This is a genomic window from Pilimelia columellifera subsp. columellifera, assembly GCF_039532605.1.
GTDB lineage: Bacteria > Actinomycetota > Actinomycetes > Mycobacteriales > Micromonosporaceae > Pilimelia > Pilimelia columellifera.
The window spans coordinates 445,745-468,507 of the sequence record NZ_BAAARY010000001.1; the positions used below are offsets into that span (position 1 = coordinate 445,745).

General features: G+C 70.3%; 22 protein-coding genes and 1 tRNA gene. 13 read left to right on the forward strand and 10 right to left on the reverse strand.

Annotation, left to right across the window (positions count from 1 at the left end; all coding sequences use genetic code 11):
- Positions 1 to 42 precede the first annotated feature (42 nt).
- The gene (locus tag ABD287_RS02080) at positions 43 to 576 is read right to left on the reverse strand and encodes an alpha/beta fold hydrolase (RefSeq protein ID WP_344167214.1); all 534 of its coding nucleotides are present in this window, start codon (positions 574 to 576) and stop codon (positions 43 to 45) included.
- Positions 577 to 583: 7 nt separating this feature from the next.
- Positions 584 to 940: a DUF5655 domain-containing protein gene (locus ABD287_RS02085; protein WP_344167216.1), complete on the reverse strand. Its 357-nt coding sequence runs from the start codon at positions 938 to 940 to the stop codon at positions 584 to 586.
- A gap of 150 nt (positions 941 to 1,090) precedes the next feature.
- On the opposite strand from ABD287_RS02085, the gene ABD287_RS02090 reads away from it, so the two are divergent.
- The 7 genes from ABD287_RS02090 (at position 1,091) to ABD287_RS02120 (ending at position 11,578) form a co-directional block, all read left to right on the forward strand.
- Entirely contained in the window at positions 1,091 to 2,881 is a 1,791-nt protein-coding gene (locus ABD287_RS02090) for an HSP90 family protein (RefSeq protein ID WP_344167218.1), read from the forward strand.
- Positions 2,878 to 5,694 carry an ATP-binding protein gene (locus tag ABD287_RS02095; RefSeq protein ID WP_344167220.1) on the forward strand — a complete coding sequence of 939 codons (2,817 nt, stop codon included), beginning with the start codon at positions 2,878 to 2,880 and terminating at the stop codon, positions 5,692 to 5,694. The genes ABD287_RS02090 and ABD287_RS02095 overlap by 4 nt, the downstream gene beginning before the upstream one ends.
- A gap of 89 nt (positions 5,695 to 5,783) precedes the next feature.
- Positions 5,784 to 6,380 (forward strand): TetR/AcrR family transcriptional regulator, encoded by a 597-nt coding sequence (locus ABD287_RS02100; protein ID WP_344167222.1) that lies wholly within the window; start codon positions 5,784 to 5,786, stop codon positions 6,378 to 6,380.
- Between the two features lie 63 nt (positions 6,381 to 6,443).
- Positions 6,444 to 7,781, forward strand: coding sequence for an acetyl-CoA carboxylase biotin carboxylase subunit (locus ABD287_RS02105; RefSeq protein WP_344167224.1), 1,338 nt, complete (start codon positions 6,444 to 6,446; stop codon positions 7,779 to 7,781).
- A 76-nt stretch (positions 7,782 to 7,857) separates the two neighbouring features.
- Positions 7,858 to 8,775: a hydroxymethylglutaryl-CoA lyase gene (locus ABD287_RS02110; RefSeq protein ID WP_344167226.1), complete on the forward strand. Its 918-nt coding sequence runs from the start codon at positions 7,858 to 7,860 to the stop codon at positions 8,773 to 8,775.
- Between the two features lie 94 nt (positions 8,776 to 8,869).
- Positions 8,870 to 10,399, forward strand: coding sequence for an acyl-CoA carboxylase subunit beta (locus ABD287_RS02115; protein ID WP_344167228.1), 1,530 nt, complete (start codon positions 8,870 to 8,872; stop codon positions 10,397 to 10,399).
- Between the two features lie 24 nt (positions 10,400 to 10,423).
- On the forward strand, positions 10,424 to 11,578 hold the full coding sequence (locus tag ABD287_RS02120; protein WP_344167230.1) for an acyl-CoA dehydrogenase family protein: 1,155 nt from the start codon (positions 10,424 to 10,426) through the stop codon (positions 11,576 to 11,578).
- Between the two features lie 315 nt (positions 11,579 to 11,893).
- Here ABD287_RS02120 and ABD287_RS02125 read toward each other — a convergent pair whose 3' ends face one another.
- Together ABD287_RS02125 and ABD287_RS02130 are read right to left on the reverse strand one after the other, a co-directional pair.
- Positions 11,894 to 12,373, reverse strand: coding sequence for a MarR family winged helix-turn-helix transcriptional regulator (locus tag ABD287_RS02125; protein WP_344167232.1), 480 nt, complete (start codon positions 12,371 to 12,373; stop codon positions 11,894 to 11,896).
- A 56-nt stretch (positions 12,374 to 12,429) separates the two neighbouring features.
- Complete coding sequence (locus ABD287_RS02130) at positions 12,430 to 12,669, reverse strand: hypothetical protein (protein ID WP_344167234.1); 240 nt, start codon at positions 12,667 to 12,669, stop codon at positions 12,430 to 12,432.
- 198 nt (positions 12,670 to 12,867) lie between these two features.
- On the opposite strand from ABD287_RS02130, the gene ABD287_RS02135 reads away from it, so the two are divergent.
- Complete coding sequence (locus ABD287_RS02135; RefSeq protein ID WP_344167236.1) at positions 12,868 to 14,343, forward strand: glutamate-cysteine ligase family protein; 1,476 nt, start codon at positions 12,868 to 12,870, stop codon at positions 14,341 to 14,343.
- A gap of 20 nt (positions 14,344 to 14,363) precedes the next feature.
- Here the strand turns inward: ABD287_RS02135 and ABD287_RS02140 are convergent, their stop codons facing one another.
- Positions 14,364 to 15,662, reverse strand: a complete 1,299-nt coding sequence (locus tag ABD287_RS02140) for a hypothetical protein (protein WP_344167238.1) — start codon at positions 15,660 to 15,662, stop codon at positions 14,364 to 14,366.
- Positions 15,663 to 15,901: 239 nt separating this feature from the next.
- On the opposite strand from ABD287_RS02140, the gene ABD287_RS02145 reads away from it, so the two are divergent.
- A complete protein-coding gene (locus tag ABD287_RS02145; protein WP_344167240.1) occupies positions 15,902 to 16,669 on the forward strand; it encodes a PASTA domain-containing protein in 768 nt (255 codons plus the stop codon).
- Between the two features lie 9 nt (positions 16,670 to 16,678).
- Here ABD287_RS02145 and ABD287_RS02150 read toward each other — a convergent pair whose 3' ends face one another.
- Positions 16,679 to 17,164, reverse strand: a complete 486-nt coding sequence (locus ABD287_RS02150; protein WP_344167241.1) for a hypothetical protein — start codon at positions 17,162 to 17,164, stop codon at positions 16,679 to 16,681.
- 151 nt (positions 17,165 to 17,315) lie between these two features.
- Entirely contained in the window at positions 17,316 to 17,609 is a 294-nt protein-coding gene (locus ABD287_RS02155; RefSeq protein ID WP_344167244.1) for a hypothetical protein, read from the reverse strand.
- A gap of 477 nt (positions 17,610 to 18,086) precedes the next feature.
- On the opposite strand from ABD287_RS02155, the gene ABD287_RS02160 reads away from it, so the two are divergent.
- From ABD287_RS02160 to ABD287_RS02170, 3 genes are all read left to right on the forward strand, one after another.
- Positions 18,087 to 18,968, forward strand: coding sequence for a helix-turn-helix domain-containing protein (locus ABD287_RS02160; protein WP_344167247.1), 882 nt, complete (start codon positions 18,087 to 18,089; stop codon positions 18,966 to 18,968).
- On the forward strand, positions 18,932 to 19,159 hold the full coding sequence (locus tag ABD287_RS02165; RefSeq protein ID WP_344167249.1) for a DUF397 domain-containing protein: 228 nt from the start codon (positions 18,932 to 18,934) through the stop codon (positions 19,157 to 19,159). The genes ABD287_RS02160 and ABD287_RS02165 overlap by 37 nt, the downstream gene beginning before the upstream one ends.
- 76 nt (positions 19,160 to 19,235) lie before the next feature.
- Complete coding sequence (locus ABD287_RS02170) at positions 19,236 to 19,703, forward strand: hypothetical protein (protein ID WP_344167252.1); 468 nt, start codon at positions 19,236 to 19,238, stop codon at positions 19,701 to 19,703.
- Positions 19,704 to 19,748: 45 nt separating this feature from the next.
- Here the strand turns inward: ABD287_RS02170 and ABD287_RS02175 are convergent, their stop codons facing one another.
- The 3 genes from ABD287_RS02175 to ABD287_RS02185 form a co-directional block, all read right to left on the reverse strand.
- Positions 19,749 to 20,555 (reverse strand): WecB/TagA/CpsF family glycosyltransferase, encoded by an 807-nt coding sequence (locus ABD287_RS02175; RefSeq protein WP_344167746.1) that lies wholly within the window; start codon positions 20,553 to 20,555, stop codon positions 19,749 to 19,751.
- Positions 20,552 to 21,631, reverse strand: a complete 1,080-nt coding sequence (locus ABD287_RS02180; protein WP_344167255.1) for an NAD-dependent epimerase/dehydratase family protein — start codon at positions 21,629 to 21,631, stop codon at positions 20,552 to 20,554. The genes ABD287_RS02175 and ABD287_RS02180 overlap by 4 nt, the downstream gene beginning before the upstream one ends.
- Before the next feature lie 74 nt (positions 21,632 to 21,705).
- Positions 21,706 to 21,791: transfer RNA gene (locus ABD287_RS02185), tRNA-Leu, on the reverse strand.
- A 179-nt stretch (positions 21,792 to 21,970) separates the two neighbouring features.
- On the opposite strand from ABD287_RS02185, the gene ABD287_RS02190 reads away from it, so the two are divergent.
- Complete coding sequence (locus tag ABD287_RS02190; RefSeq protein ID WP_344167258.1) at positions 21,971 to 22,759, forward strand: FHA domain-containing protein; 789 nt, start codon at positions 21,971 to 21,973, stop codon at positions 22,757 to 22,759.
- Positions 22,760 to 22,763 lie beyond the last annotated feature (4 nt).

Sequence of the window (22,763 nt, forward strand, 5' to 3'; positions counted from 1 at the left end):
ACGCGCTCGACGATCGTCTCCGGCAGGCAGGTCCCCCGGAGCTCACCGGACTCTGCCGGTGGGGTCCGTCTCGACGCGGTCCATCCAGTCGGCGAGCAGTGCGTTGACGATTCCGGGCAGTTCGATGAGGAGCCCGTGACCGCCACGGTCCAGCACTACGTGCGTGGATCGTGGCAGTTGGCCGTACTGACGCCACTGGTCGTTGAAGCCGAGCGCGTCGTCCTGGCGCCCGGTGATGATCAGGGCGGGCCCGGGATAGGTCGAGGCCAGCGGGAACGAGCCGGGATAGTTGGCGGCGATCCGCGCCACCACCACGTCATCGGTCACGGAGCGCTGCACTTCGTTACTGAACCGCCGTACCGATTCGGCGGTCACGACGACCGCTGTATCGGGTTCGCCGGAGACGCTGGGTTCGCGGTAGAGGAGCCGGTGCTCCGCCACGTCACGGCGTCCGGGCGGCAGCACCATCGGGACCAGCAGCGCCAGCCCAGCGAGGCGGTCAGGCTCAGCGGCGGCGAGGCCGGCGGCGAGATATCCGCCGTACGAGCCGCCGCTCACCGCGTAGCGGCCGGGCACGCCGACGTCACCGCGCCGCCTGCTGCGCCTCTCGTATCCATCCCGCAACCTCGTCGTCGACGTTGTCCGGCCCGTCGACTTCGAGGTGGTGCATCCAGACACGGCCGGCGGGATGGGCGATCTGCTTGAAGCGCGTCGAGGCGATCTGCCGGTCCAACGCGATCGCCAGGACCGTCTCGGTCGCCGGCTTCCGCAGGTAGGCGCCCGGCAGCCAGATGTAGGCGAATCCGCGTCGCTGCCGCAGCGACACCTGGCTCTTGCCGACTCTGACCTCGACCGGGCCGTCCCGTCGGGCGATGGCGAGCGCCTTGTCGAACACGGCCCGGCTGGTCGGGTGACCGGCGAAGAACGACTGCAGGTCCATGACTGTCCTCTGTGATCTGGCAGGCTGTTCCGCCCTGCCGGCCGGCCATGGTGAGGTTGCTCTGGCGCCGGAAGCGGGGACGCCGGAAGGTGTCCGGTCCGGGTACTGTCGCCGTCTGGCGAGGACAGTTCGACAGTCAGGACACGGTTTGTGAGCAACACCTTCCAGGTCGACCTGCGTGGGATGGTCGACCTGCTCAGTCACCACCTTTACGGCAGTCCGCGGGTGTATGTGCGGGAGTTGCTGCAGAACGCCGTCGACGCGGTCACCGCGCGTCGGGAGCAGCAGCCTGGCGCGCCCGCCCAGGTGTGGATCGAGCCGGCGGACGGCCCGGGCGCCGGGGTGTTGCGGGTTCACGACACCGGGATCGGGCTCACCGAGGCGCAGGTCCACGAGTTGCTGGCCACCATCGGGCGTAGCGGCAAGAGGGATGATCTCGGTTTCGCCAGGCACGAGTTCCTGGGCCAGTTCGGCATCGGGTTGCTGTCCTGCTTCATGGTTGCCGACGAGATCCGGGTGCAGACCCGCGCCGCTGACGGCCGGACGGTGTTGTGGACCGGCCATGCCGACGGCCGTTACGAGGTGGCGCCCGCCCCGCCTGGCCAGCAGCGGAGGGAACAGGGCACGACCGTGACGCTGACGCCTCGGCGGGACGCCGAGCATTGGTTGACCAGCGCGACGGTCACGGAGCTGGCCCGCCTGTACGGGTCGCTGCTGCCGGTGTCGGTGCGGGTCGGCGATGAATTGGTGACCGGTGGTCCACCGCCGTGGGCGGGTGATCCGGGGGATCGGCGCGAGCGCCTGGTCGCCTACGCGCAGGAGGTCTTCGGTTTCACCCCGTTCGATGTGATCGCCTTGTCGGCGCCGGCCGCGGGGTTGTCCGGCGCGGCGTTCGTGCTTCCCGCGCCGTCGAATCCGGCGTCGCGTTCGGGGCACCGGGTCTACCTGAAGCGGATGTTGTTGTCCGACGGCGCTGAGGGGGTGTTGCCGGAGTGGGCTTTCTTCGCCCGGTGCGTCGTGGACGCTGGCGCGTTGCGGCCGACGGCGAGCCGGGAGGCGTTGGCTGACGACGGGCTGTTGGAGGCGACGCGGGAGGCGCTCGGTGACCAGCTGCGGTCCTGGCTGGTGCGGTTGGCGACGGTCAACCCGTCGAAGCTGGGGGAGTTCCTGCGCGTTCACCACCTCGGGGTGAAGGCGTTGGCGTTGCATGATGACGAGATGCTGCGTTTGGTCGAGCGTTTCTGGCCGTTCGAGACGAACGTCGGTCCGATGACGTTGGCCGAATTCCGGGCCGAGCACGAGGTGGTGCGGTACTCGGCGACGGTGGACGAGTTCCGGCAGGTCGCGGCGGTAGCCGCGGCGCAGGGTCTGGCGCTGGTCAACGCCGGCTACACCTACGACGGTGATCTCATCGCCCGGCTGCCGGAGCTGGACCGGTCGACGTTGGTGGAGCGGCTTGAGCCCAGCGATCTGGCGACCCGCTTCGACAGCATCGACCCCGGTCTGGAGCTGGCGGCGCAACCGTTCCTGGCGGCGGCGCAGTCGGCGTTGGCCGAGCCGGGTTGCGAGGTGGTGTTACGCGCCTTCGACCCGGTGTCGTTGCCGGCGTTGTACCTGGTGAGCCGGTCGGCGGAATTCCGCTCCTCGTTGACGCAGACTCGGGGGCGGGTCGATGACGAGTGGGCGCAGGTGCTCGATGCGATCGCCTCGTCGACCCCGGCGGACCGCCCGCAGTTGGTGCTCAACCACCGCAGTCCGCTGGTGCGTCGGATGGCCAGCCTCGCCGATCCGGCGCTAGTCGGGATGGCGGTCCGTGGGTTGTACGGGCAGGCGTTGCTGATGGGTCACCATCCGATCCGGCCGGCGGACGCCGCGCTGATGAACAGTTCGCTGCTCGGCCTGCTGGAGCGGGCCGTCCTGACCGACAGGGGAGATCGGTGACATCGGACCAGATCAGGGGCCTGCTACAGGAGGCCAACGCGATGCCGTACGGGCCGTCGAAGGTCGCCGCGGTGGAGCAGGCGATCCGGCACGCCGACGCCGACGGCGACGACGAGCTGCGGTTCATGGCCCGGATGCTGGCGACCGACTCGTACGAGCACGGCGGCGAGCCGGCGAAGGCGTTCGTCACGTTCTCGTGGTGTCTGGCGGAGTTCGACGCGAACCCGGGCCGGTTCGACCGGTCCGTCGACGGCCATCTCCGGTGGCAGTTCAAGTACGTGACGAACGCGCTGCCGCGGTTCCCGCAGTTGCCGCTGGCGCGGACGTTCGCGGTGCTCGACGACATGGAGCGGCGGTACCGGGCCGGCGGGCACAGTCTGCACGCGGTGTACGCGCAGCGGTGGTCGGTGGCCCGGCATGTCGGCGACGTGGCTGCCGCCGACCGTTGGTTCGACAGGTGGTCGGCAGCCGCGCCGGACGAGAACTCCGACTGCGCGGGGTGTGACCCGACGGGGAAGGTGTGGCACCTGCGGGACCGGGGCCGGTGGGAGGAGGCGGTGGCGCTCGCGGACCCGGTGCTCGGCGGGGAGCTGACCTGCGTCGAGCAGCCGAAGGCGATCCTCACCGCGCTGCTGCTGCCGTATCTGCGGACGGGGCGGCTGGACCATGCCCGGGTGGCGCACCTGCGTGCCTACCGGTCCATGCGCGATGACATCGGGGATCTGGGCGGCATCGCCGAGCACCTCGATTTCTGCACGGTGACGGGCAACGCGGCGCGCGGGCTGGAGATCGTCCGCCGGCACGTGGACTGGTTGGACCGGGCGCCGTCGCCGTTCAGCGCGATGGGTTTCGCGGCGGCGGCGGCGCGCGTGTTGGCTCTGGCGGCCGAGGCTGGTCAGGGCGAGGTGCCGGTGCGACGTGCTGGCGCGGATGTTCCCGTGACGGAGCTGGCCAGGTCGCTGGCGGCGCAGGCGCGGGAGTTGGCGGCGCGGTTCGACGCCCGTAACGGCACCGGCCACCAGGGCGAGCGGATCGAGGGGGTGCTCACGGCCGTCAAACTTCTCGACCTGTCGTTGTCGGCGTCGGGGGCAGTTGCAGGATCGCCGGGCCGGTCCGCATCGGCGGCGGCGCCGGTGGTGCCGGACGGCGTGGACCCGATGGACCTCATCACCCAGGTTGAGCAGTCGCGGCGCGCTGGTCGTGGTCAGGAGGCGGCGGCCCTGTTCGCGGTGTTCGAGCAGCGGTTCGGCGCTGCGGACCTGGACCGGGCGGTGGCTGCCCGGCTCGAGGACGAACGTGGGTACCGGCTGGCCGGCGTCGGCGACATCGAGGCCGGCGCGAAGCACTGGTCGACGGCGCGGGAGCTGTACCGGGCGGTGGGCGATGAGCCGCGAGCGGCGCAGGCCGCCGGGGCGTTGGCGCTGGCGTGGTGCCTGATGGGGCGCTCGGAGGAGGGCCTGGCGGGCCTGACGCAGAGCGCCGAGTACCTGGCCGAACACGGTGAGCCCAGGGCGCGGGCGGTGTCGCGCCTGCGGCTGGCGCACGCGTACGCGGTGGCGCAGCGGCTGGACGAGTCGTTGGCGGAGTTGGCTCGGGCGGACGTCATCGCTGGCGAGACGGGTGTGCCGTCGGTCCTCGCCGACGTGGCGCTGCTCCGGGCCCAACTGCTGGCCCAGGCGGACCGGTTGGACGAGGCCCGGGAGGCGGCCTTGAAGGCGCGGGACCTCTACCGGACCCTCGGCGACGAGGATCTCGCGCGGGCGTCGCTGCTGCTGGGCGAGTTGGCGCCCGAGGGCGCCGACGAGGAGCGGCTGGCGGCGTTCGAGGAAGCGGTCCAGGTCGCGTCCGGCGAGGAGCTGGTCGTCGCGTTGGTCGCGCGGGCCCGGGCGAAGCGGGCGCTGGACCGGGCCGGGGACGCGGTTGACGATCTGGTGGAGGCGTTGGGCCTGGCGAGCGCCGCGGGTCAGCTGGAGCAGGCGGCGCTGCTGCGGCTGGAGCTGGCGGATGCCTATTTCGCCGCCGGCCGTCCGCTCGACGCGGCTGAGGTGGCCGAGGAGGCGTTGCCGGTCCTCGCGGCCGCCGACGTGACACCTGCCGTCGACCAGGCGCGTTACCTGCTCGTCGGCATCTACCGGCAGCTGGACGAGAACGACCGGGCGTTGGCATTGCTGGAGGTGCTGGCCGAGCGGCTGTCGGGCTTCGACCAGCTCGCCGACGCGGCCCGGATGCGGGAGGAGGCCGGCGACCTGCTGTACCGGGTGGACCGGGACGCCGAGGCGGCCGCGCGGTTCGGCGACGCGGCCGCGGCGTTCGGGGCGGCCGAGGATCGGTTGGGGGTGGCGCGGGCGCTACGTCGGCGGGCGGTGTCCTGGCACTGGGCGCAGCAGCCGCAGCGGGCCCGGGAGGCGCTCGCGGAGGCGGACCGGGCGGCGGCCGCGTTGCCGGTCGAGCTGGCGGACGAACCGCCGGTGGTCTGGGAGCGGGCGATGCTCGGGTATGACGCCGCCCGGGTGCTGGTCGGCGCCGGGGATCTCGCGGAGGCGCTGGAGCGGCTGGCGGCAGGTCCGGACGCGTTGCGGGGGATCGGGGCGTTCGGCGAGGCCGCGGCCACCGAGTTGCTCATCGGCGAGGTCCTGCTGCGGTTGGAGCGGCCGGCCGAGGCGGAGTCGCTGCTGCGGCAGCTCGTGGGCGGCCTGCCCCGCGACGCGGCCATGCTACCGAACGCGGCGTGGCTGTTGGCGCAGGCTATTCAGGCACAGGGCCGGCCCGACGAGGCGGCCCTGCTCCGGGACGAGTACGGGCTGACCGAGTGACCAGAACTTGTTTCACGTGAAACATCGCCGGGCCCGGCGGCGGTGAACGATCGTTTAGTCATCCGGAGGGCAGCCGCTACCCTGGCGGGGTGACCACGACCGATCAGCCCCGCGCCGCCTCGGCTGGCCGGCGACGCTCGCGTCGGGACGAGATCCTGGACATCGCCGTCGGCCTGTTCGCCGGTCGCGGCTACCACGGGGTCTCGATGGACGACATCGGCGCGGCCGCCGGCGTCACCGGGCCGGCCCTGTACCACCACTTCGCCGGCAAGGAGGCGATGCTCGCCGCCGCGCTGGTGCCGGTAAGTCAGGGCCTGCTGAGCGGCGGTCGGGACCGGGTGGTCGGCTGCGACGGGACGCCGCGGCAGACCCTGGAGTCGCTGGTCGACTTCCATGTGGCATTCTCGCTGGCCAACCCGGCAGTGATCGCGCTGCACCTCAACGAGTTGGACCGGCTGCCTGAGGAGCCGCGCCGGGAGATCCGGCGGCTCCAGCGACTCTACGTCGAGGAGTGGGTGGTGGTGCTGGCCGCGCTGCGCCCGGACCTGACACCGGCGGAGGCGCGAGTGTTGGCGCACGCGGCGTTCGGTCTCATGAACTCCACCCCGTTTCTCGGCGGCGAGGTCGACCGGGACCGGCTGGCCGAGCTGCTTCGCGCGGCGGCGCTCGCCGCGCTGCTGGGCTGATGTTCCGGCCGCCGCATCCCCCGCGGCGGCCGGCGGACAAGAAATGACAGGAGAGGCACAAACATGATCGAGTCGGTGCTGGTCGCCAATCGGGGCGAGATCGCCCGTCGGGTGATCCGGACGGCCAGGCGGCTGGGTATCCGGGCCATCGCCGTCTACTCCGAGGCCGACGCCGATCTGCCGTTCGTCGCCGAGGCTGACGAGGCGGTCTGTATCGGCCCCGCGAACCCGGCGCAGAGCTACCGGGACACCGAGGCGGTCCTGGCGGCGGCGAAGAAGACCAAGGCCGCGGCGATCCACCCTGGCTACGGCTTCCTGTCGGAGAACGCCGACTTCGCCCGCACCGTCGTCGAGAACGGCTTGGTCTGGATCGGACCGGACCCGGACGCGATCACCGCCATGGGCGACAAGATCAACGCGCGGAACCTCATGGGCCTGTCCGGGGTGCCGGTGGCCGCCGGCACCGACCACCCGGTCGCCGACATCGAGCACGCCGTCGCGGCGGCGGCCGGCATCGGCTACCCGATCATGGTGAAGGCGGCGGCCGGCGGCGGCGGCATGGGCATGGCGGTCGCCGAGGACGAGGACGGTCTGCGCGCCGAGTACGACAAGATCAAGGGCTTCGCCGAGCGGATGTTCGGCGACGGTTCGGTCCTGCTGGAGCGGTACTTCCCGCGGGTGCGTCACATCGAGGTGCAGATCCTGGGCCTGGCCGACGGCCGGGTGGTGGCTCTGGGCGAGCGCGAGTGCTCGGTGCAGCGGCGGAACCAGAAGGTCGCCGAGGAGTCCCCGTCGCCGGCGGTGTCGCCGGAGCAGCGGGCGGCGCTGTGCGCGGCGGCGGTGCGCGCCGGCGAGGCCGTCAACTACCGCAACGCAGGCACTGTCGAGTGCCTGCTCGACCCGGCCACCGGCGAGTTCTTTTTTCTTGAGATGAACACCCGGCTCCAGGTCGAGCACCCGATCACCGAGCTGGTCTACGGCGTCGACCTGGTCGAGGAGCAGTTCCGGGCCGCGAGCGGACTGGCCCCGAACTTCGACCCCGATGCCCTGACGCCGCGCGGCCACGCCATTGAGCTGCGGGTCAACGCCGAGGACCCGAAGCGGTTCCTGCCTGGCCCGGGCGCGATCAGCGTCTGGACCGAGCCGACGGGCGAGGGAGTGCGGGTCGACTCCGGGTACGTGGCGGGCAACATGGTCACGCCGTTCTACGACTCGCTGATGGCCAAGCTCATCGTTTTCGGCGCCGACCGCGCCGAGGCGATCGAGCGGGCGAAGGCGGCCGTCGAGGGCTTCGTCATCGAGGGCCCGAAGAAGAACCTGCCGTTCTTCGCCGAGCTGCTGGAGAACCCGGAGTTCGTCAGCGGCGACTACGACACCGGCATCGTCGGCCGGATGCGCTGAGCCGGGGAGCCCGGGCCGGGAAGCCGCCCGGCCCGGGTCCGGTTGTGATTGTCAGGCGATGGCGAAGGAGTCGGTGATGTTTGAACTGCCGAGCAGGGTGTCGATCCGCGAGGTCGGCCCGCGGGACGGCCTGCAGAACGAGGCGCCGGTCGCCACCGAGGCCAAGGTCCGCCTCATCGACGCCCTGTCGGGCACCGGGGTGGGGCGGATCGAGGCGGTGTCGTTCGTGCATCCGAAGGCGATCCCGCAGATGGCTGACGCTGACGAGGTGTGGACCAGGGCGACCAAGGCCGACGGGGTGCGCTACTCGGCGCTGGTGCCGAACTCGCGCGGCGCGCGGCGGGCGCTGGCGCACGGTTTCCGTGAGATCGAGGTCGTCGTGTCGGCCAGCGACACCCACAACCGCAGGAACGTGAACCGGTCGACCGACGAGTCGTTGGACGACATCGCCGCACTTATCGATCTCCTGCACGGCGCCGGCGCCACCGCCGAAGTGATCATCTCGACGGCGTTCGGCTGCCCGTTCGAGGGCGACGTCGACCCGAAACGGGTCGCGGCGATCGTCGACCGGGTGGTCGCCGACGGCGCCGACCGGATCGCCTTCGGGGACACCACCGGCATGGGAACCCCGCGCCGGGTGCGGGAGTTGGTGTCGCTGACCCGCGACCGCCAGGCCGACATCCCGCTGCTGCTGCACTTCCACAACACCCGCGGCACGGCGTTGGCCAACGTCCTGGTGGCGTTGGAACTGGGCATCGTCGAGTACGACGCGAGCGTCGGCGGCCTGGGCGGCTGCCCGTATGCGCCGGGGGCGACGGGCAATGTCGCGACCGAGGAGGTCGTGCACATGCTGCACGACATGGGCATTGAGACCGGCATCGACCTCGACAGGCTGGTCGAGGTGGCCGAGTTGGCCCAGGAGATCGTCGGCAAGGAGCTTCCGTCGGGGGTCCTTCGCGCCGGCCCGCGTACTCGGCTGACCGCGATGTCCTGACCAGCCGGTCCGATCCACGTCCGCGAATTGGGGGCCATGCCGAGAAATGGGCTAACCTAACGATCGTTCAAGTCTTTCGGGGAGGGTGGAGCGGGTGACGCTCGACAGGGACGCGCTGGAGCAGTTGCGTAAGCGCATGGTGGCCGGCGGCGCGGAGAAGTACCACAACGCGAACGCGGCCAAGGGCAAGCTGTTCGCGCGTGAGCGGGTGGCGTTGCTGGTCGACGAGGGCAGCTTCGTCGAGGACGGCGTCTACGCCAACGCCATGGCCGAGGGTCTGCCCGCCGACGGCGTCATCACCGGCACGGCGGCGGTCGACGGCCGTCCGGTGGCGCTCATGGCCAATGACTCCACGGTCAAGGCCGGATCCTGGGGCGCCCGCACCGTCGAGAAGATCATCCGAATCATCGAGCGGGCGTACGCGACCGGCGTCCCGATGGTCTACCTGGTCGACTCGGCCGGGGCCCGGATCACCGACCAGGTCGACCTGTTCCCCGGCCGCCGCGGCGCCGGCAAGATCTTCTGGAACCAGGTGCGGGCGTCGGGCTCCATCCCGCAGGCGTGCGCGCTGTTCGGCCCGTCGGCAGCCGGTGGCGCCTACATCCCGGCCTTCTGCGACGTCGTCGCGATGGTCGACGGCAACGCCAGCATGTACCTGGGCTCGGACCGCATGGTCGAGATGGTCACCGGCGAGAAGACGACGCTGGAGGAGATGGGCGGCGCGAAGGTGCACTGCACCGACTCGGGCGTCGGTCACTTCCTGTGCAAGTCCGACGCCGAGGCGATCGAGACGGTCCGGCGCTACCTGTCGTACCTGCCGAGCAACTGGGAGCAGCAGCCGCCGAGCGCCGAGGCGAAGCCGGCCGGCAAGGGCGACCTGGCCGCGCTGGTCCCGCCGACCGAGCGTCAGGCGTTCGACATGCGCCGTTACATCAAGGCCCTGGTCGACGACGGATCGTTCTTCGAGACCCAGGCGCTGTTCGCCAAGGAGCTGACCACCGGTTTCGCCCGGCTCAACGGCGAGGTCGTCGGCGTGGTGGCGAACAACTCGTTCTTCAAGGGTGGGGTGCTGTTCGTCGACTCCGCCGACAAGGCGGCCCGGTTCGTGCAGTTGTGCGACGCGTTCAACGTGCCGCTGCTGTTCCTGTCCGATGTCCCCGGCTTCATGGTCGGCACAGCGGTGGAGAAGCAGGGCATCATCCGGCACGGCGCGAAGATGATCACGGCGATTTCGGAGGCCACCGTGCCGAAGGTCTGCGTCGTGGTGCGCAAGGCGTACGGGGCGGGTCTGTACGCGATGGCCGGGCCGGGCTTCGAGCCGGATGCCACGATCGCCCTGCCCACCGCGAAGATCGCTGTGATGGGCGCGGAGGCCGCGGTGAACGCCGTCTACGCCAACAAGATCGCCGCGATCGCGGACGAGGCCGAGCGGGCTGCGTTCGTGGCGGCCCGGCGGGCCGAGTACGAGACCGACATCGACATCGTGCGGCTGGCCAGCGAGCTGGTCATCGACACCATCACGCAGCCCGAGCAGCTGCGCGACGAGCTGATCGCCCGGTACGCGGCAGCGCGCACCAAGGATCGCTCCTTCTCACGGCGCCGGCACGGCGTCACCCCGGTCTGACGCCAGCAGCACAGGAGGCACCCCATGGATTTCCAGCTCTCCGAGGAGCAGAAGGCGCTGCGCGAGAGCGTGCGCGACTTCGCCCGCAAGGTCGTGGCGCCGGTCATCGCCGAGCACTACGAGAACAAGACCTTCCCGTACGAGATCGTCCGGGAGATGGGCCGGATGGGCCTGTTCGGTCTGCCGTTCTCCGAGGACGCCGGTGGGATGGGTGGCGACTACTTCACGCTGTCGTTGGCGTTGGAGGAGCTGGCCCGGATCGACTCGTCAGTCGCGATCACCCTGGAGGCGGCCGTCTCGCTGGGCGCGATGCCGATCTACAGGTTCGGCACCGCTGAGCAGAAGGCCAGGTGGCTGCCCAAGCTCATCGCCGGCGAGGCCCTGGCCGGCTTCGGCCTGACCGAGCCCGGCTGTGGCTCGGACGCCGGCGGCACCCAGACCCGGGCGGTATTGGACGAGTCGACCAACGAGTGGGTCATCAACGGCGCGAAGGCGTTCATCACCAACTCCGGCACCGACATCACCTCGCTGGTGACGGTCACCGCGGTGACCGGCATGAAGGCCGACGGGTCCAAGGAGATCTCGACGATCATCGTCCCGTCCGGGACGCCGGGCTTCCACGTCCAGCCGGGCTACTCGAAGGTCGGTTGGTGCGCTTCCGACACCCATGAGCTGGCCTTTGACGACTGCCGGGTGCCGGCCGGGAACCTGCTCGGCGAGCGGGGGCGGGGCTTCGCCCAGTTCCTGCGGATCCTGGACGAGGGTCGGATCGCCATCGCTGCGTTGTCGGTGGGTCTGGCCCAGGGCTGTGTTGACGAGTCGCTCAAGTACGCCGGGGAGCGGCACGCGTTCGGCCAGCCGATCGGCAACTACCAGGCCATCCAGTTCAAGATCGCTGACATGGAGATGCGGGCGCACCTGGCCCGGCTCGCCTACTACGAGGCGGCGTCGCGGATGATCGCTGGCGTCGGTTTCAAAAGGCAGGCCGCTATCGCGAAGCTGTTCGCTTCCGAGGCGGCGGTGGACAATGCCCGCGAGGCCACCCAGGTGCACGGTGGCTACGGGTTCATGAACGAGTTCGCGGTGGGCCGGTTCTGGCGGGACTCGAAGATCCTGGAGATCGGCGAGGGCACCTCTGAGGTGCAGCGCATGATCATTGCCCGGGATCTGGGTCTGTAAGCGAACCCACTGCGCCCTACGACATAGTGGGCAGCGCGGCCTGCCGTTCCCCCGAGACGGCTGGCGCGCGCTGCCCACGTCCGCGCGTGGCCAGCGAAATATCCCCCGAGGAAGCTCACCTGCTGAAGACTCGCCACGCGCCTGTGGTGCCTTCCTCCGTGCACGTTAGCCCTGAATTGCCGGGCGACAAGCCCGATTTGCATAATTTGCCTACCCCGATCGGGTGATTGCGATCTTGGGCGGGTCGGCCGTGGGCGGCAGGTTGGCGTACCCGTGGCGTCGCCCAGCACGGATCAGTGTCCCCGGCGCGCGAGGCTACCGGCGTGGGGTGGCGCCGGAGGTGGCCGCGGGCGCCACCGCGTCGCGGATGACCCGTAGCGCCGCCAGGGTGGTGGCGAGCTGCCCGGCGGGCAGCCGGCCGGTGAACCATTCGTGGATCAGGTCGAGGTGGCCGGGGAGGGTCTCGTTGAGTCGTCCCATGCCGGTGCTGGTGACGACCGCGTATGAGCTGCGGCGGTCGTGGGTGCAGGCCCGGCGGCAGATGAGGCCGTCCCGTTCCATCCGGTCGACGACCCGGGTCACGCCGCTGGTGGATAGTGAGGTCTGGGCGGCGAGGTCGGTCATCCGCAGTTGGTGCTGGTCCGAGCGGCTCAGCCGCAGCAGGACTTCGAATTCGACCATAGACAGGCCGTGCTCGGCGAACTGCTCGGCCAGCCGGGCGTGGAGGCCGGTGTAGGCCTCGACGAAAAGTCCGAACGCCGTGATGCGCTCGTCGTCGAAAAGGTTGGTGGACATACCTCATCCTAACAATACTTGATAGGTGGACATTTGTTGCACATATAGTTGTACAGTCAACTAGCCCGGCGCCTCATGGTGGGCAAGCTGAGGACCCGACCGCCCCAGCCGTCGTAGCCGAGATCGGGGCCGCCAGCATCGACGCCGGCGTCGCCGACCGCGACACCCACCCTGCGCAGCCCCACCTTCCTCGACGTCGAGGAGCACAGCACCCGAGGCTCACCTTCCGCAGCGGCGGGCTCACCGCCGCTGGCGACGGCGGGTTCACCCTTGCGGGCGACCTCGCCATCCGACACCTCACTGTGCTGTCCGTCGCCCTGGTGTCTGGTCCCACTAAAACGGGTAGAAGCATCGGAGGAGTGGCGACGCTGCGCATGTGGGCGCATACCGAGAGCTGATATCTGTCGGGTTTGTCCCTAGCTTCCGCGGTGACGCCCTCCTAACGTGGAGGGTCAGCAACGCGGGGGCTACTCCGCGGCCGGCGGGAGGGTCACATGGGCAAGGACATCACCCGGCGGGCGTTCACCCGGGCCGATCGCACCCGGTACCGCCACAAGGTCCGCCAGTGCCTCGATGTCTTCGCGCTCATGCTCGACGAGTTCCAGTTCGACGCCGACCAACCCACGACCGGGCTGGAGGTGGAGCTGAACCTCGTCGACACGCACGCCGAGCCCGCCATGCGCAACGAGGAGATCCTCGCCCACCTGTCCGACCCGGCCTTCCAGACCGAGCTTGGCCAGTTCAACATCGAGCTCAACGCGAGCCCGAGGCTCATCGGCGGCCGCGGATTCGACGACTACGGGCGCGACCTGTCCGACAGCCTGGCCCGGGCCGCCGACCGAGCCATGAAAGCGGACAGTCGCATCATCCTGGTGGGTATCCTGCCGACCCTCACCACCAGCCACACCGTGGTGGAGAACCTGTCCGCCAACGACCGGTACCGGGTGCTCAACGACGAGATCGTCGAGACCCGGGGCGAGGACATCCCATTGGACATCCGCGGTGTCGAGGAGCTCCGCGAGTCCGCGGACTCCATCGCGCCAGAAGCCGCGTGCACCAGCCTCCAGCTGCATCTGCAGGTCGCCCCGGACAGCTTCGCCTGCTACTGGAACGCCGCCCAGGCGATCGCCGCCGTTCAGGTGGCCGTCGGCGCCAACTCGCCTTTCCTCTTCGGCCGGCGGCTCTGGGCGGAAACCAGGATCGCGCTGTTCGAACAGGCGACGGACACCCGCGCGGACGAGCTCAAGGCCCAGGGCGTCCGCCCCCGGGTCTGGTTCGGCGAGCGCTGGATCACCTCGATCTTCGACCTGTTCGAGGAGAACGTGCGGTACTTCACCCCGTTGCTTCCGATCTGCGACGAGGAGGACCCACTCGCTGTTCTGCGGTCAGGCGGAGTTCCCCAGCTCAACGAGCTGCGGCTGCACAACGGCACCGTCTACCGGTGGAACCGGCCGGTCTACGACATCATGGACGGGCGCCCGCACCTGCGGGTCGAGAACCGGGTCCTGCCAGCCGGACCGACCGTCGTCGACATGCTGGCCAACGCCGCCTTCTACTTCGGACTCACCCGTTATCTGGCCGAGGACGACCGGCCGGTGTGGACGCAGCTTCCCTTCACCACCGCCGAGGAGAACTTCCACGCCGCCGCCCGGCAGGGGCTCGGCGCCACCATCCGGTGGCCCAGAAGGGGTCAGGTCGGCGTCGTCGAGCTGGTCCTGGACACGATGCTGGAGCAGGCAGCCGAGGGGCTCGACCGCTTTGGCGTGGCCAGCAACGTCCGGGACCGGCTGCTCGGAGTCATCGAGGGGCGCTGCCGGACCGGTCGCAACGGGGCGATCTGGCAGTCCGAGATGGTCGCGGCGTCCCAGAGCCGAGGCTTGGACCGGGACGCAGCGCTCCGGGCCATGCTGCAGCGGTACAGCGAGCTGCAACGCACGGATGTGCCGGTCCACCTCTGGCCGGTGGAGTAGGGCCACGGCCTGGCGTCAACTCACGCGTCCGCCCCTTCGGCGTCGGACTCGTCGTCGGTCGACTTGTTGGCGCGACGGGCCCGTGGCCGACGCGGGGGCGTGGCCTTCGGGGTATCGGCGTCTGCCGCCGACTCGACATCGGCCTGACCCTCGGACGGGGCGCCGGCCATCAGCGAGCGGTCAGGGTCGGCGCCGTCGGCGAACAACGGCCCGCCGGGCCTGCCCGGGGCCGATGGCGCGGTCGGCTTCGTGTCGGGCGTTGACTCCGGCGCCGCTGATTTGCCGAGACTGAATCGCATCCGTGGCAGCGCCCGCTTGGAACCAGGCGACGAGGGCGCTGGCCCGTCGGCGTCGACGGCCGCGTCGACGGCTGGGGTCGGTAGTGTTCGGGGGGCCCGCCGTGGTCGGGCGGCGGCTGGCCGCCCTGCGGGCCGGCCCGGCCCGCGTTCGCCCTGGAACGCCACCGCGAGGACCGAGCCGGCGAGGCCGGCGAGCACAACGTACGGCGCGACAAGGTAGGCCGACAGGTGGGCGGTCTGGACGCCGAAGGCGCTGGGGCCGGCGGCCAGATACGCCGACGCGATCAGGAACGGGCCCGCGGCGCCGGAGATCGCCGCCCCGAGGCGGTGCCGACCGGGCCGACCTGCCGCCAGGACCCCGATGAGGACGGCGCCGCCGATCGCCAGCGCCGTGCCCGGCAGGTGCATGTCGCGGAACCAGCCGTCATCGGCCGAGACGCCCATTGGCCAGCCGGCGAGCGCCACCGGCGCCGCCTGGGAAAGCGCCCCGGCGACAACCGCGACGACCGTGACCAACCAGGCAAAGCCGACGGTGCCAAGGAGATTGCGGGCGATCGGGGGTGACCGCAGCGCGGCCGCGGCGACGACGAGACCGACGAGCAGGCCGGCCAGTCCGTATGCCGCGGCGGCGGTCATCGGTGGCAGCCCGCCCGCGTGCCGGGTGGCCCGCGCCGGCGCGGCGATCAACGCCACGGGCAGCAGTGTGCCGGCAGCGGCCGAGGCCAGCAGCACGAACCGCCACAGGCCATCGGAACCAGCGGCGACGGGGCGGCCGTTGCTGTCGCTGACCGCGGGTTCGTGCAGACGTGTGGACCGGTCGGCGATGAGCGCCCCGAGGACGACGGACGCGGCGGCGACCCACGTTGCCCAGGCGGCGTTGCCGGCCCAGGCGGTCTCATCGGCCTGTGGTGGCCAGGTGATGATGCCGAGGCCGTATGCCAGGCCGAGTTGTGCTGCGCCGGCGCCGGCGGCGACTGCGACTGCGGTGTTTATTGGTCCACGCCACTGTCTGCCACCCATGCGGGGGAGCGTAGCGGCGGCGTTGGGCTCTGGCGAACTCCTCAAATACCGCGCCAAGGGGCAACCACTGGCACCCGTAACATCTGGGCGTAGCTGCCAGTTTGCGTCTTCTGCAAATTGCGACGGACAACGCTCGACAGCCCGAGAGTCCGCTGGATCGGGTGAAATCGGGCTGATGCTGGGGACGTCGGGCTACTTTGAGGGCGAGGCTTTCGCGGTGGAGGCATCAGGAGGCGTTGATGGCCGGCAGTGAGCGCGACCCCGACGGCGAGCAGCCTGACCGCCCCCGGTGGGCAGCCGACGACACCGCCGCCGTACCTCCGATCCGGGACAACCCCGCCGGCGCCGCTCCAGGCGGGCCGCCCGACGACGACGCCACCCGCGCTCTGCCGCCGATCGGGGACGGCACCGCGGTGCTCCCGCCGGTCGCCGACGACGGCCCCTGGCAGGCGCGCGCGGAGGTCCCGCAGCGCAGCGAAGTCACCGAGCAGACCCAGTGGACGGAGTCCGAGCCGGCGAACGACCGCTGGTGGCTGCCGCTCGTGCTCGGGCTGGTCGGCCTGATCCTGCTGGGGCTCGTCGGCTACGGACTGTGGCTGTTGTTCGGCGAGAACGACGACCCGGCGACCCCCGTGGTCAGCCCGTCGGCGACCGCCGCCCCGACGTTGTCGCCGACCCGCTCGCCGTCCCCGCCCCCGTCCCTGTCGGCGCCGGCATCCCAGACGGCCGCCCCGCGGGTCGTCGTTCCGGACGTCACCGGGTTGTCCCGCGCGGAGGCGCGAGAGCGGCTGGAGGCGGTGGGGCTCGCCTACCAGCTGCGGTACCGGTCCACCGGCGAGGTCGACCCGGGCACGGTGCTGGAGACCGATCCGGCGCCGGGCGCCCGGGTCTCCCGGGACGCGGTGGTCACTCTGGTGATCGCCGAGCGTCCGCCGGCGACCAGGCCGTCGACCACCTCGCCGCCCGCGTCGTTCGCGCCCGAGGAGCCGGTCACGCCGACGCTGTGACCGCTGGTGTCACCAGTGGCGGCGACGCTGACCCACCAGGGCCAGTCCGATCAGCGAGATCGTCAGCCCGAACGCTCCGGTGTAGACGAGCGATCTCCGTGAGCTGGCGTCGACCATCGGCCCGGATGACAGCGGCGGCTCCTGCTGGGCGGTTACGGGGCCCGGCGTCGCGGACGGACTCGGCGCCGGGGCCGGCGGTGACGCGGGCGTCGGCCGGGTGACCGCCCGCGGGGCGCCCGCCTTGGGTCTGACCCGCGCCGCACGGGCGTCCGGGGCTGATCGCGTCGGCGGCGTGGTCGGACGCGCCGACGGCGAACCGGTGGCGTCAGGGGCGCCGGTCGGGGGCTCCACGCCAGGGGTCGGGGAGGTAGCGGCCGGCCCGGACGGGGCGGGCGGCCAACTGGGCGTCGGCTGTGCCCGGGCCGCGCCCGCTCCGGCGGTGAGCAGGCCGACGACGGTGGCCACGATGACGACCACGACGCGGTTTAGACGCATGACACCGCCCGGTTGGCGCGGGGTCCGAATTGATGCGTGGGGCCTGGGAGGGCTGTTTCTGATGCTACGGGCGTCGGGAGCCTGTCAGCGGGGAAATTGACGAGCCGGGCACAGCCGGCCCGGCGGGGCGCTGATACGGGTTGGCTGCTGGCTAGCTGACGCAGAGTGTGCGCGGACGGGACGCGGTGGCGCGGCTCGTGCGGCGGACGGCCCGGGCGCGTTGCTCGGCGCCGACTGACACCTGCCGCAGCCCGTCGACACGGACGAAGATGGAGCGGCGCTCGACGGCGTCGCCGGCGGAGTTGAGCGCATAGCCGTCCAGCCAGGCCCAGCCGTCGTAGGTGGGCCAGTCGTGGACGCGAATGACGCGGAACAGCAGCGGGGCCACGAACTGGACGCTGGCGGAACGGGTTACTTCGAGCACATCACCGGATCGGGGTAGCACCTGGACTCCTGTCCCGAACTGTCGTCGCGTGTTGCCGGGGGTTGAACACGGGCTGCGGATCGGGGGTTGGTCAGGCCGGCCGAAGGCGTTTGTCCCCTGCCGGTGCGGTTGGCTGACCCGACCAACACCCGTCTACTCCGCGGCTCACCCGCCGACGCAGCCTTGGGCGCGCATGTGTCGGCGGGGCTTTTTCCACGGAGCGTCTGTGACGGGCGACGTCCGTGCCCGAACTCTCCGTAGTGGCAGTAGTTTCACATTGTCGCTTCTGCCAGGCATTTACCTGTTGGGAGCCATTAAGGCAGCCCAAAAACGAACAATGAGTGACCTTTGCCCTACGGACAGCTTGCATCACGAACATGATCAATGCAAGTTGCATGGTGCAGATTCCATGCTTTGAAGGCGACATCTACTCCGTTCGGTGGTTGATGGGCTGTGTCCACCGACGTAACACTGATCCCGAAGCCGGCGGAGGTGACCGTGACCGAACGACGCAGCCCGACCATTCGGCGTCGTCGACTGGGGGCTGAGCTCCGTCGCCATCGCGAGGCGGCCGGGGTGACCATCGACGTCGCCGCCTTCCGCCTCGAGTGCTCGGCGTCAAAGATCTCCCGGATCGAGACTGGCCACAACTCCGTCACCCCCCGGGACGTCGCGTCGCTGCTGGCCATCTACGGGATTAACGGCGTTGTCGCCGACGAGCTGGTCGAGATCGCCCGCCAGGCGCGGCAGAAGGGTTGGTGGCACCCGTACAGCGCCATCCTGACCGGCGCATATGTGGGACTTGAGGCGGCGGCCTCGTCGATTCGGGCCTATGAGCAGCAGGTCGTCCCAGGTCTGCTGCAGACCGACGACTACGCCCGTGCCATGATCCGCGCCGCCCGCCCGAACATCACAGTGGACGAGGTCGAGGCGCGGGTGCGAGTCCGATTGGGACGCCAGTCGTTACTGAGACAGGACGACCTGCTCAACCTGTGGGTGGTGCTCGACGAGGCGGTGGTGAGTCGCCCAGTCGGCGGGGACGCCGTCATGCGGTCCCAGTTGCAGCGCCTGTCACAAGCCGCGGAGCGTCCGAACATCACGCTCCAGCTGCTGCCCTTCTCGGTCGGAGGGCATGCGGGGATGGATGGATCATTCGCCATCCTGCGCTTCCCGGAACCGGGCGACCCGGACGTCGTCTATGCCGAGAACGCCACTGGTGGGTTGTTCATCGAAAAGAGCGACGAAATGGACAAGTATCAGGACATTTTCCGGCACATCCGCGCGGCGGCCCTCAGTCCGGACGAGTCAGCCGCCCAGCTTGCCGAACTGGCAAAGGAGCCACTGTGGAACTTGAGGCCAAAGGATTCCGCGTCAACCTGAGCAACGCCAGGTGGTTCAAGAGCACCCGGAGCGGGCCCAACTGCGACAACTGCGTTGAAGTCGCCTTCGTCGACGGCGCCATCGCCGTGCGGGATTCAAAGAACACCGCCGGTCCAGCCCTGCTGTTCACGCCCGACGAATGGGACGCCTTCGTCGGCGGCGCCAAGGACGGCGAGTTCGACCTCGGCTGATCCCCCCGCCCCTCGCGTACCGGTGCGGCCGACACCCCTGGCGCACCGGTACGCGTCTCACAGTGAGGCAGGCCCCATGACCGCGGACAGTTTCGGCGACGAGCCCGCCGGCGCCCAGGCCGCCGCCTATGGCGGCTTCAGGGGTTTCGACGATCACGAGCCCCCGCGTCCCAAACGATCGCAGGCGGTGGTGAACGGCGGCCGAGCCCGGGTGCCCGAGCAGCTCAGCGTGTCCGATCCGGCGCCTCGCGTCGCCAAGCCTGCCGTCGAACGCCCCGATGACCGAAAGGCGCCGGAGCGACCCGGCGCCGACCCCGCCGGGCTGCAAGACACGTTGCCGGAGTTCGTCGCAGGCGGGTGGGACGGCAGCGGCACGGTAGCTGCGCACCCGCTCCTACGCGGTCTGCTGCTCGAACTCCCGCCCAAGGGCGCCGCGCTGCCGCCCGGCTGGCTGGACCGCTGGTTCGATGCGGCCCGCTCGATTCTGGAGCTGCTCTACGCCAACGGCCAGGCACCTACCGCCGACGACTCCCGGCGAGGCTGACCAGCTACCAACTGGCGCCGTGGTCCAGGATCGGTAAGGCGCCGTTCAGACCGCGAAGCGCGACGGTCGCTCGGTCGCCGCCGCCGGCGGGGCGGCCCGCCACACCCCCACCTTCTGCGCGGCGAGCCTGGCCAGATACGCCGGATTGAGCAGGACGTACCGGCGCCACAGCCGCCTGGGTTCCAGGCCCAGGCGCCACAGCCACTCAAGACCGTGCCGCTGCATCCAGGCGGGCGGGTTCCGCAGCTGGCCGGCGTGGTAGTCGAACGCGGCGCCGACGGCCATGAGCGGCATGTCCAGCAGCGACCGCATCGCGTAGGCGAAGATCTCCTGACGCGGGCAGCCGAGACCGACCAGGACCAGGCGGGCGCCGGAGGCGCTGATCCGGGAAGCGATCGCGGCGTCCTCGCCCGGCGCCACGTCCCGGAACTTGGACGCCTCCACCCCGGCCAGCTTCAGCGCCGGGAACATGTGCTCCAGGCTCGGCACGAGCCTGGCCAGGGTCTGGTCGGTGGAGCCGTACAGATACACCGGCAGACCCTCGTCGGCGCAACGAGCCAGCACGCGCAGGGTCAGCTCCGGGCCGTAGACCCGGTCGGCGAGACCGGCATCGTGCAGCAGGTTCAACGCCCAGCGCACCGGCTGGCCGTCCGGAGTGACCAGGTCGAAGCTGTTCAGCCGGGCGTTGTGCGCGGGATCGAGCACGCCGGTCATGACGCCGTGGACGGCCAGCGCCGTCATGGCGAAGGGCCGTCGGTCCCGGGCCGCCGCGATGATCCGCCCGGCCGCCGCGTCGTAGTCGACGATGTCGACCAGGACGCCGAGGACATTGCGTTTGCCGCCGACGGTCACGAGCCGGACCCGGGAACCCACTTGTCGACGTTCGCCTCGTGGATCTCCCGCATGATCATCGGAACGTCGTAGACCTGTTTCCAGTCCGGGTAGTCGGCCTGGAAGGCGGCGTTGGAGCCGATCCACCACCGGTGGTCGCCGATCCGGTTGGCCTCGTGGTACTCGGTGACCATCTCGTTGCCGGTGATCTCCTGGGCCAGGGCGAACGCCTCCAGGTGCGAGGTGTTCGAACGCCGCCCGCCGCCCATGTTGTAGACCGCGGCTGAGCGTGGGCTCCGGAAGAACGCCTCGAACGCCGAGACGACATCATGGGAGTGGATGGCGTCGCGGACCATCTTGCCCTTGTAGCCGAAGATCTTGTAGAGCCGACGCTCCATGTTGCACCGCATGACATACGCGAGGAAGCCGTGCAGTTCGGTGGCGCTGTGCGCCGGCCCGGTGAGCGTCCCGCCCCGGAAGCAGGCGGTCCTCATGTCGAAGTAGCGGCCGTACTCCTGCACCATGACGTCCGCCGCGACTTTGGAGGCGCCGAAGACCGAGTGCAGGCACGCGTCGATGGACATGTCCTCGGCGATGCCGTTGAAGTACGGGTGGTCCGCGGCCAGCTCGTACCGGGTCTCCTGCTCGATCAGCGGCAGGCTGTTGGGCCGGTCACCGTAGACCTTGTTCGTCGAGCAGTGGATGAACGGGGCGCCCGGGCAGTGGTCCCGAACGTTCTGGAGCAGGTTCAACGTCCCGGTGGCGTTGACGTCGAAGTCGGTGAAGGGGTCCCGGACGGCCCAGTCGTGCGAGGGCTGGGCGGCGGTGTGGATGACGACGGCGATGCTACGGCCGTACCGGCTGAACAGACCCGCCAACGCCGCACGGTCCCGGATGTCGACATCGTGGTGGGTGTAGACCTCGCCCAGGTCGCTGGTGAGCCGGACGACGTTCCAGGCGGTCGACGCCTCGGCGCCGAAGAACTGGCGCCGCATGTCGTTGTCGATGCCGACGACGTCGAGGCCGAGCGAGGCGAAGTGCCGCACCGCCTCGGAACCGATCAGACCCGCGGATCCAGTTATCAGCGCGACAGCCACGCGACCACCCCTCGGCAGACAGGCCCGAATCATACGACAGCAGGACCCGGCGAGAACCGGGCCCTGCTGTCGGCTGGTGGGGATGGGGGGAGTTGAACCCCCACGTCCTTTCGGACACACGGACCTGAACCGTGCGCGTCTGCCATTCCGCCACATCCCCAGATGTGGATCGCTCGTTGAGGCTAGCTGACGCGGTTCCCGTGGAATTTCCAGGCTCGCGGGAGCGCCGGCCCACAAGGGTTGTAGGACCCCAGAGCGATGCCGAAAAAGACTAGCACGATGCCGTCGGAGCGAACGCGGGGCATAGTCGAGTCGCCGGGAGGCGGTCGCGCCCTGACCATGAGAGCGGTCAGCGGATACCATCAGGTCCGCGGAACCGAGGAGGAGCCGGTGAGTGTGCTACAGCGCTTCGAGAAACGCCTTGAGGGAATGGTCGAAGGGGCCTTCGCCAAGGTGTTCAAGGGGGTCGTCCACCCCGTGGAGATCCTCACCGCCATGCAGCGGGAGGCAGAGGCGCACAAGGCCATCCTGGCTGGTGGGCGGACCCTGGTGCCCAACCGGTACGTGATCGACCTGTCGCCGTACGACCACAGCCGGCTCGCCCCGTACGCGGCGGCGCTGGCCCAGGAGCTCGCCCAGTCCCAGGCGGAGTTCATCGGCGAGCAGGCATGGACGGTGTACGGCGACGTCATCGTCGAGGTGGAGCGCGGCGACGGGCTGGACACCGGCATGTTCCGGGTCACCGCCGAGGTCTACACCGGCGGCGACGTCGCTCCCGCGCCGTCCGGCTATGACGAGGCGCCCTATCAGCCGTACGACGCCGGCGGTTACCAGCAACCCGCCGCCCCCGCCGCCCGCCTGCTGGGCGCGGACGGCCGTAGCTACCCGCTCCAGCCCGGCTCCACCGTCATCGGCCGGGGCGACCAGGCCAACATGCGGCTGCCGGACGTCGGCATCTCACGCCGGCACGCCCGGCTCGACTACGACGGCAACCAGGCCGTCCTCACCGATCTGGGTTCGACGAACGGCACGACGGTGAACGGCCAGCGTGTCTCGGCCGTCTCGTTGAACCCCGGTGACATCATCCAGCTCGGGACGACCACCCTGACGTTCCGTCTGGACGGCTAAGACC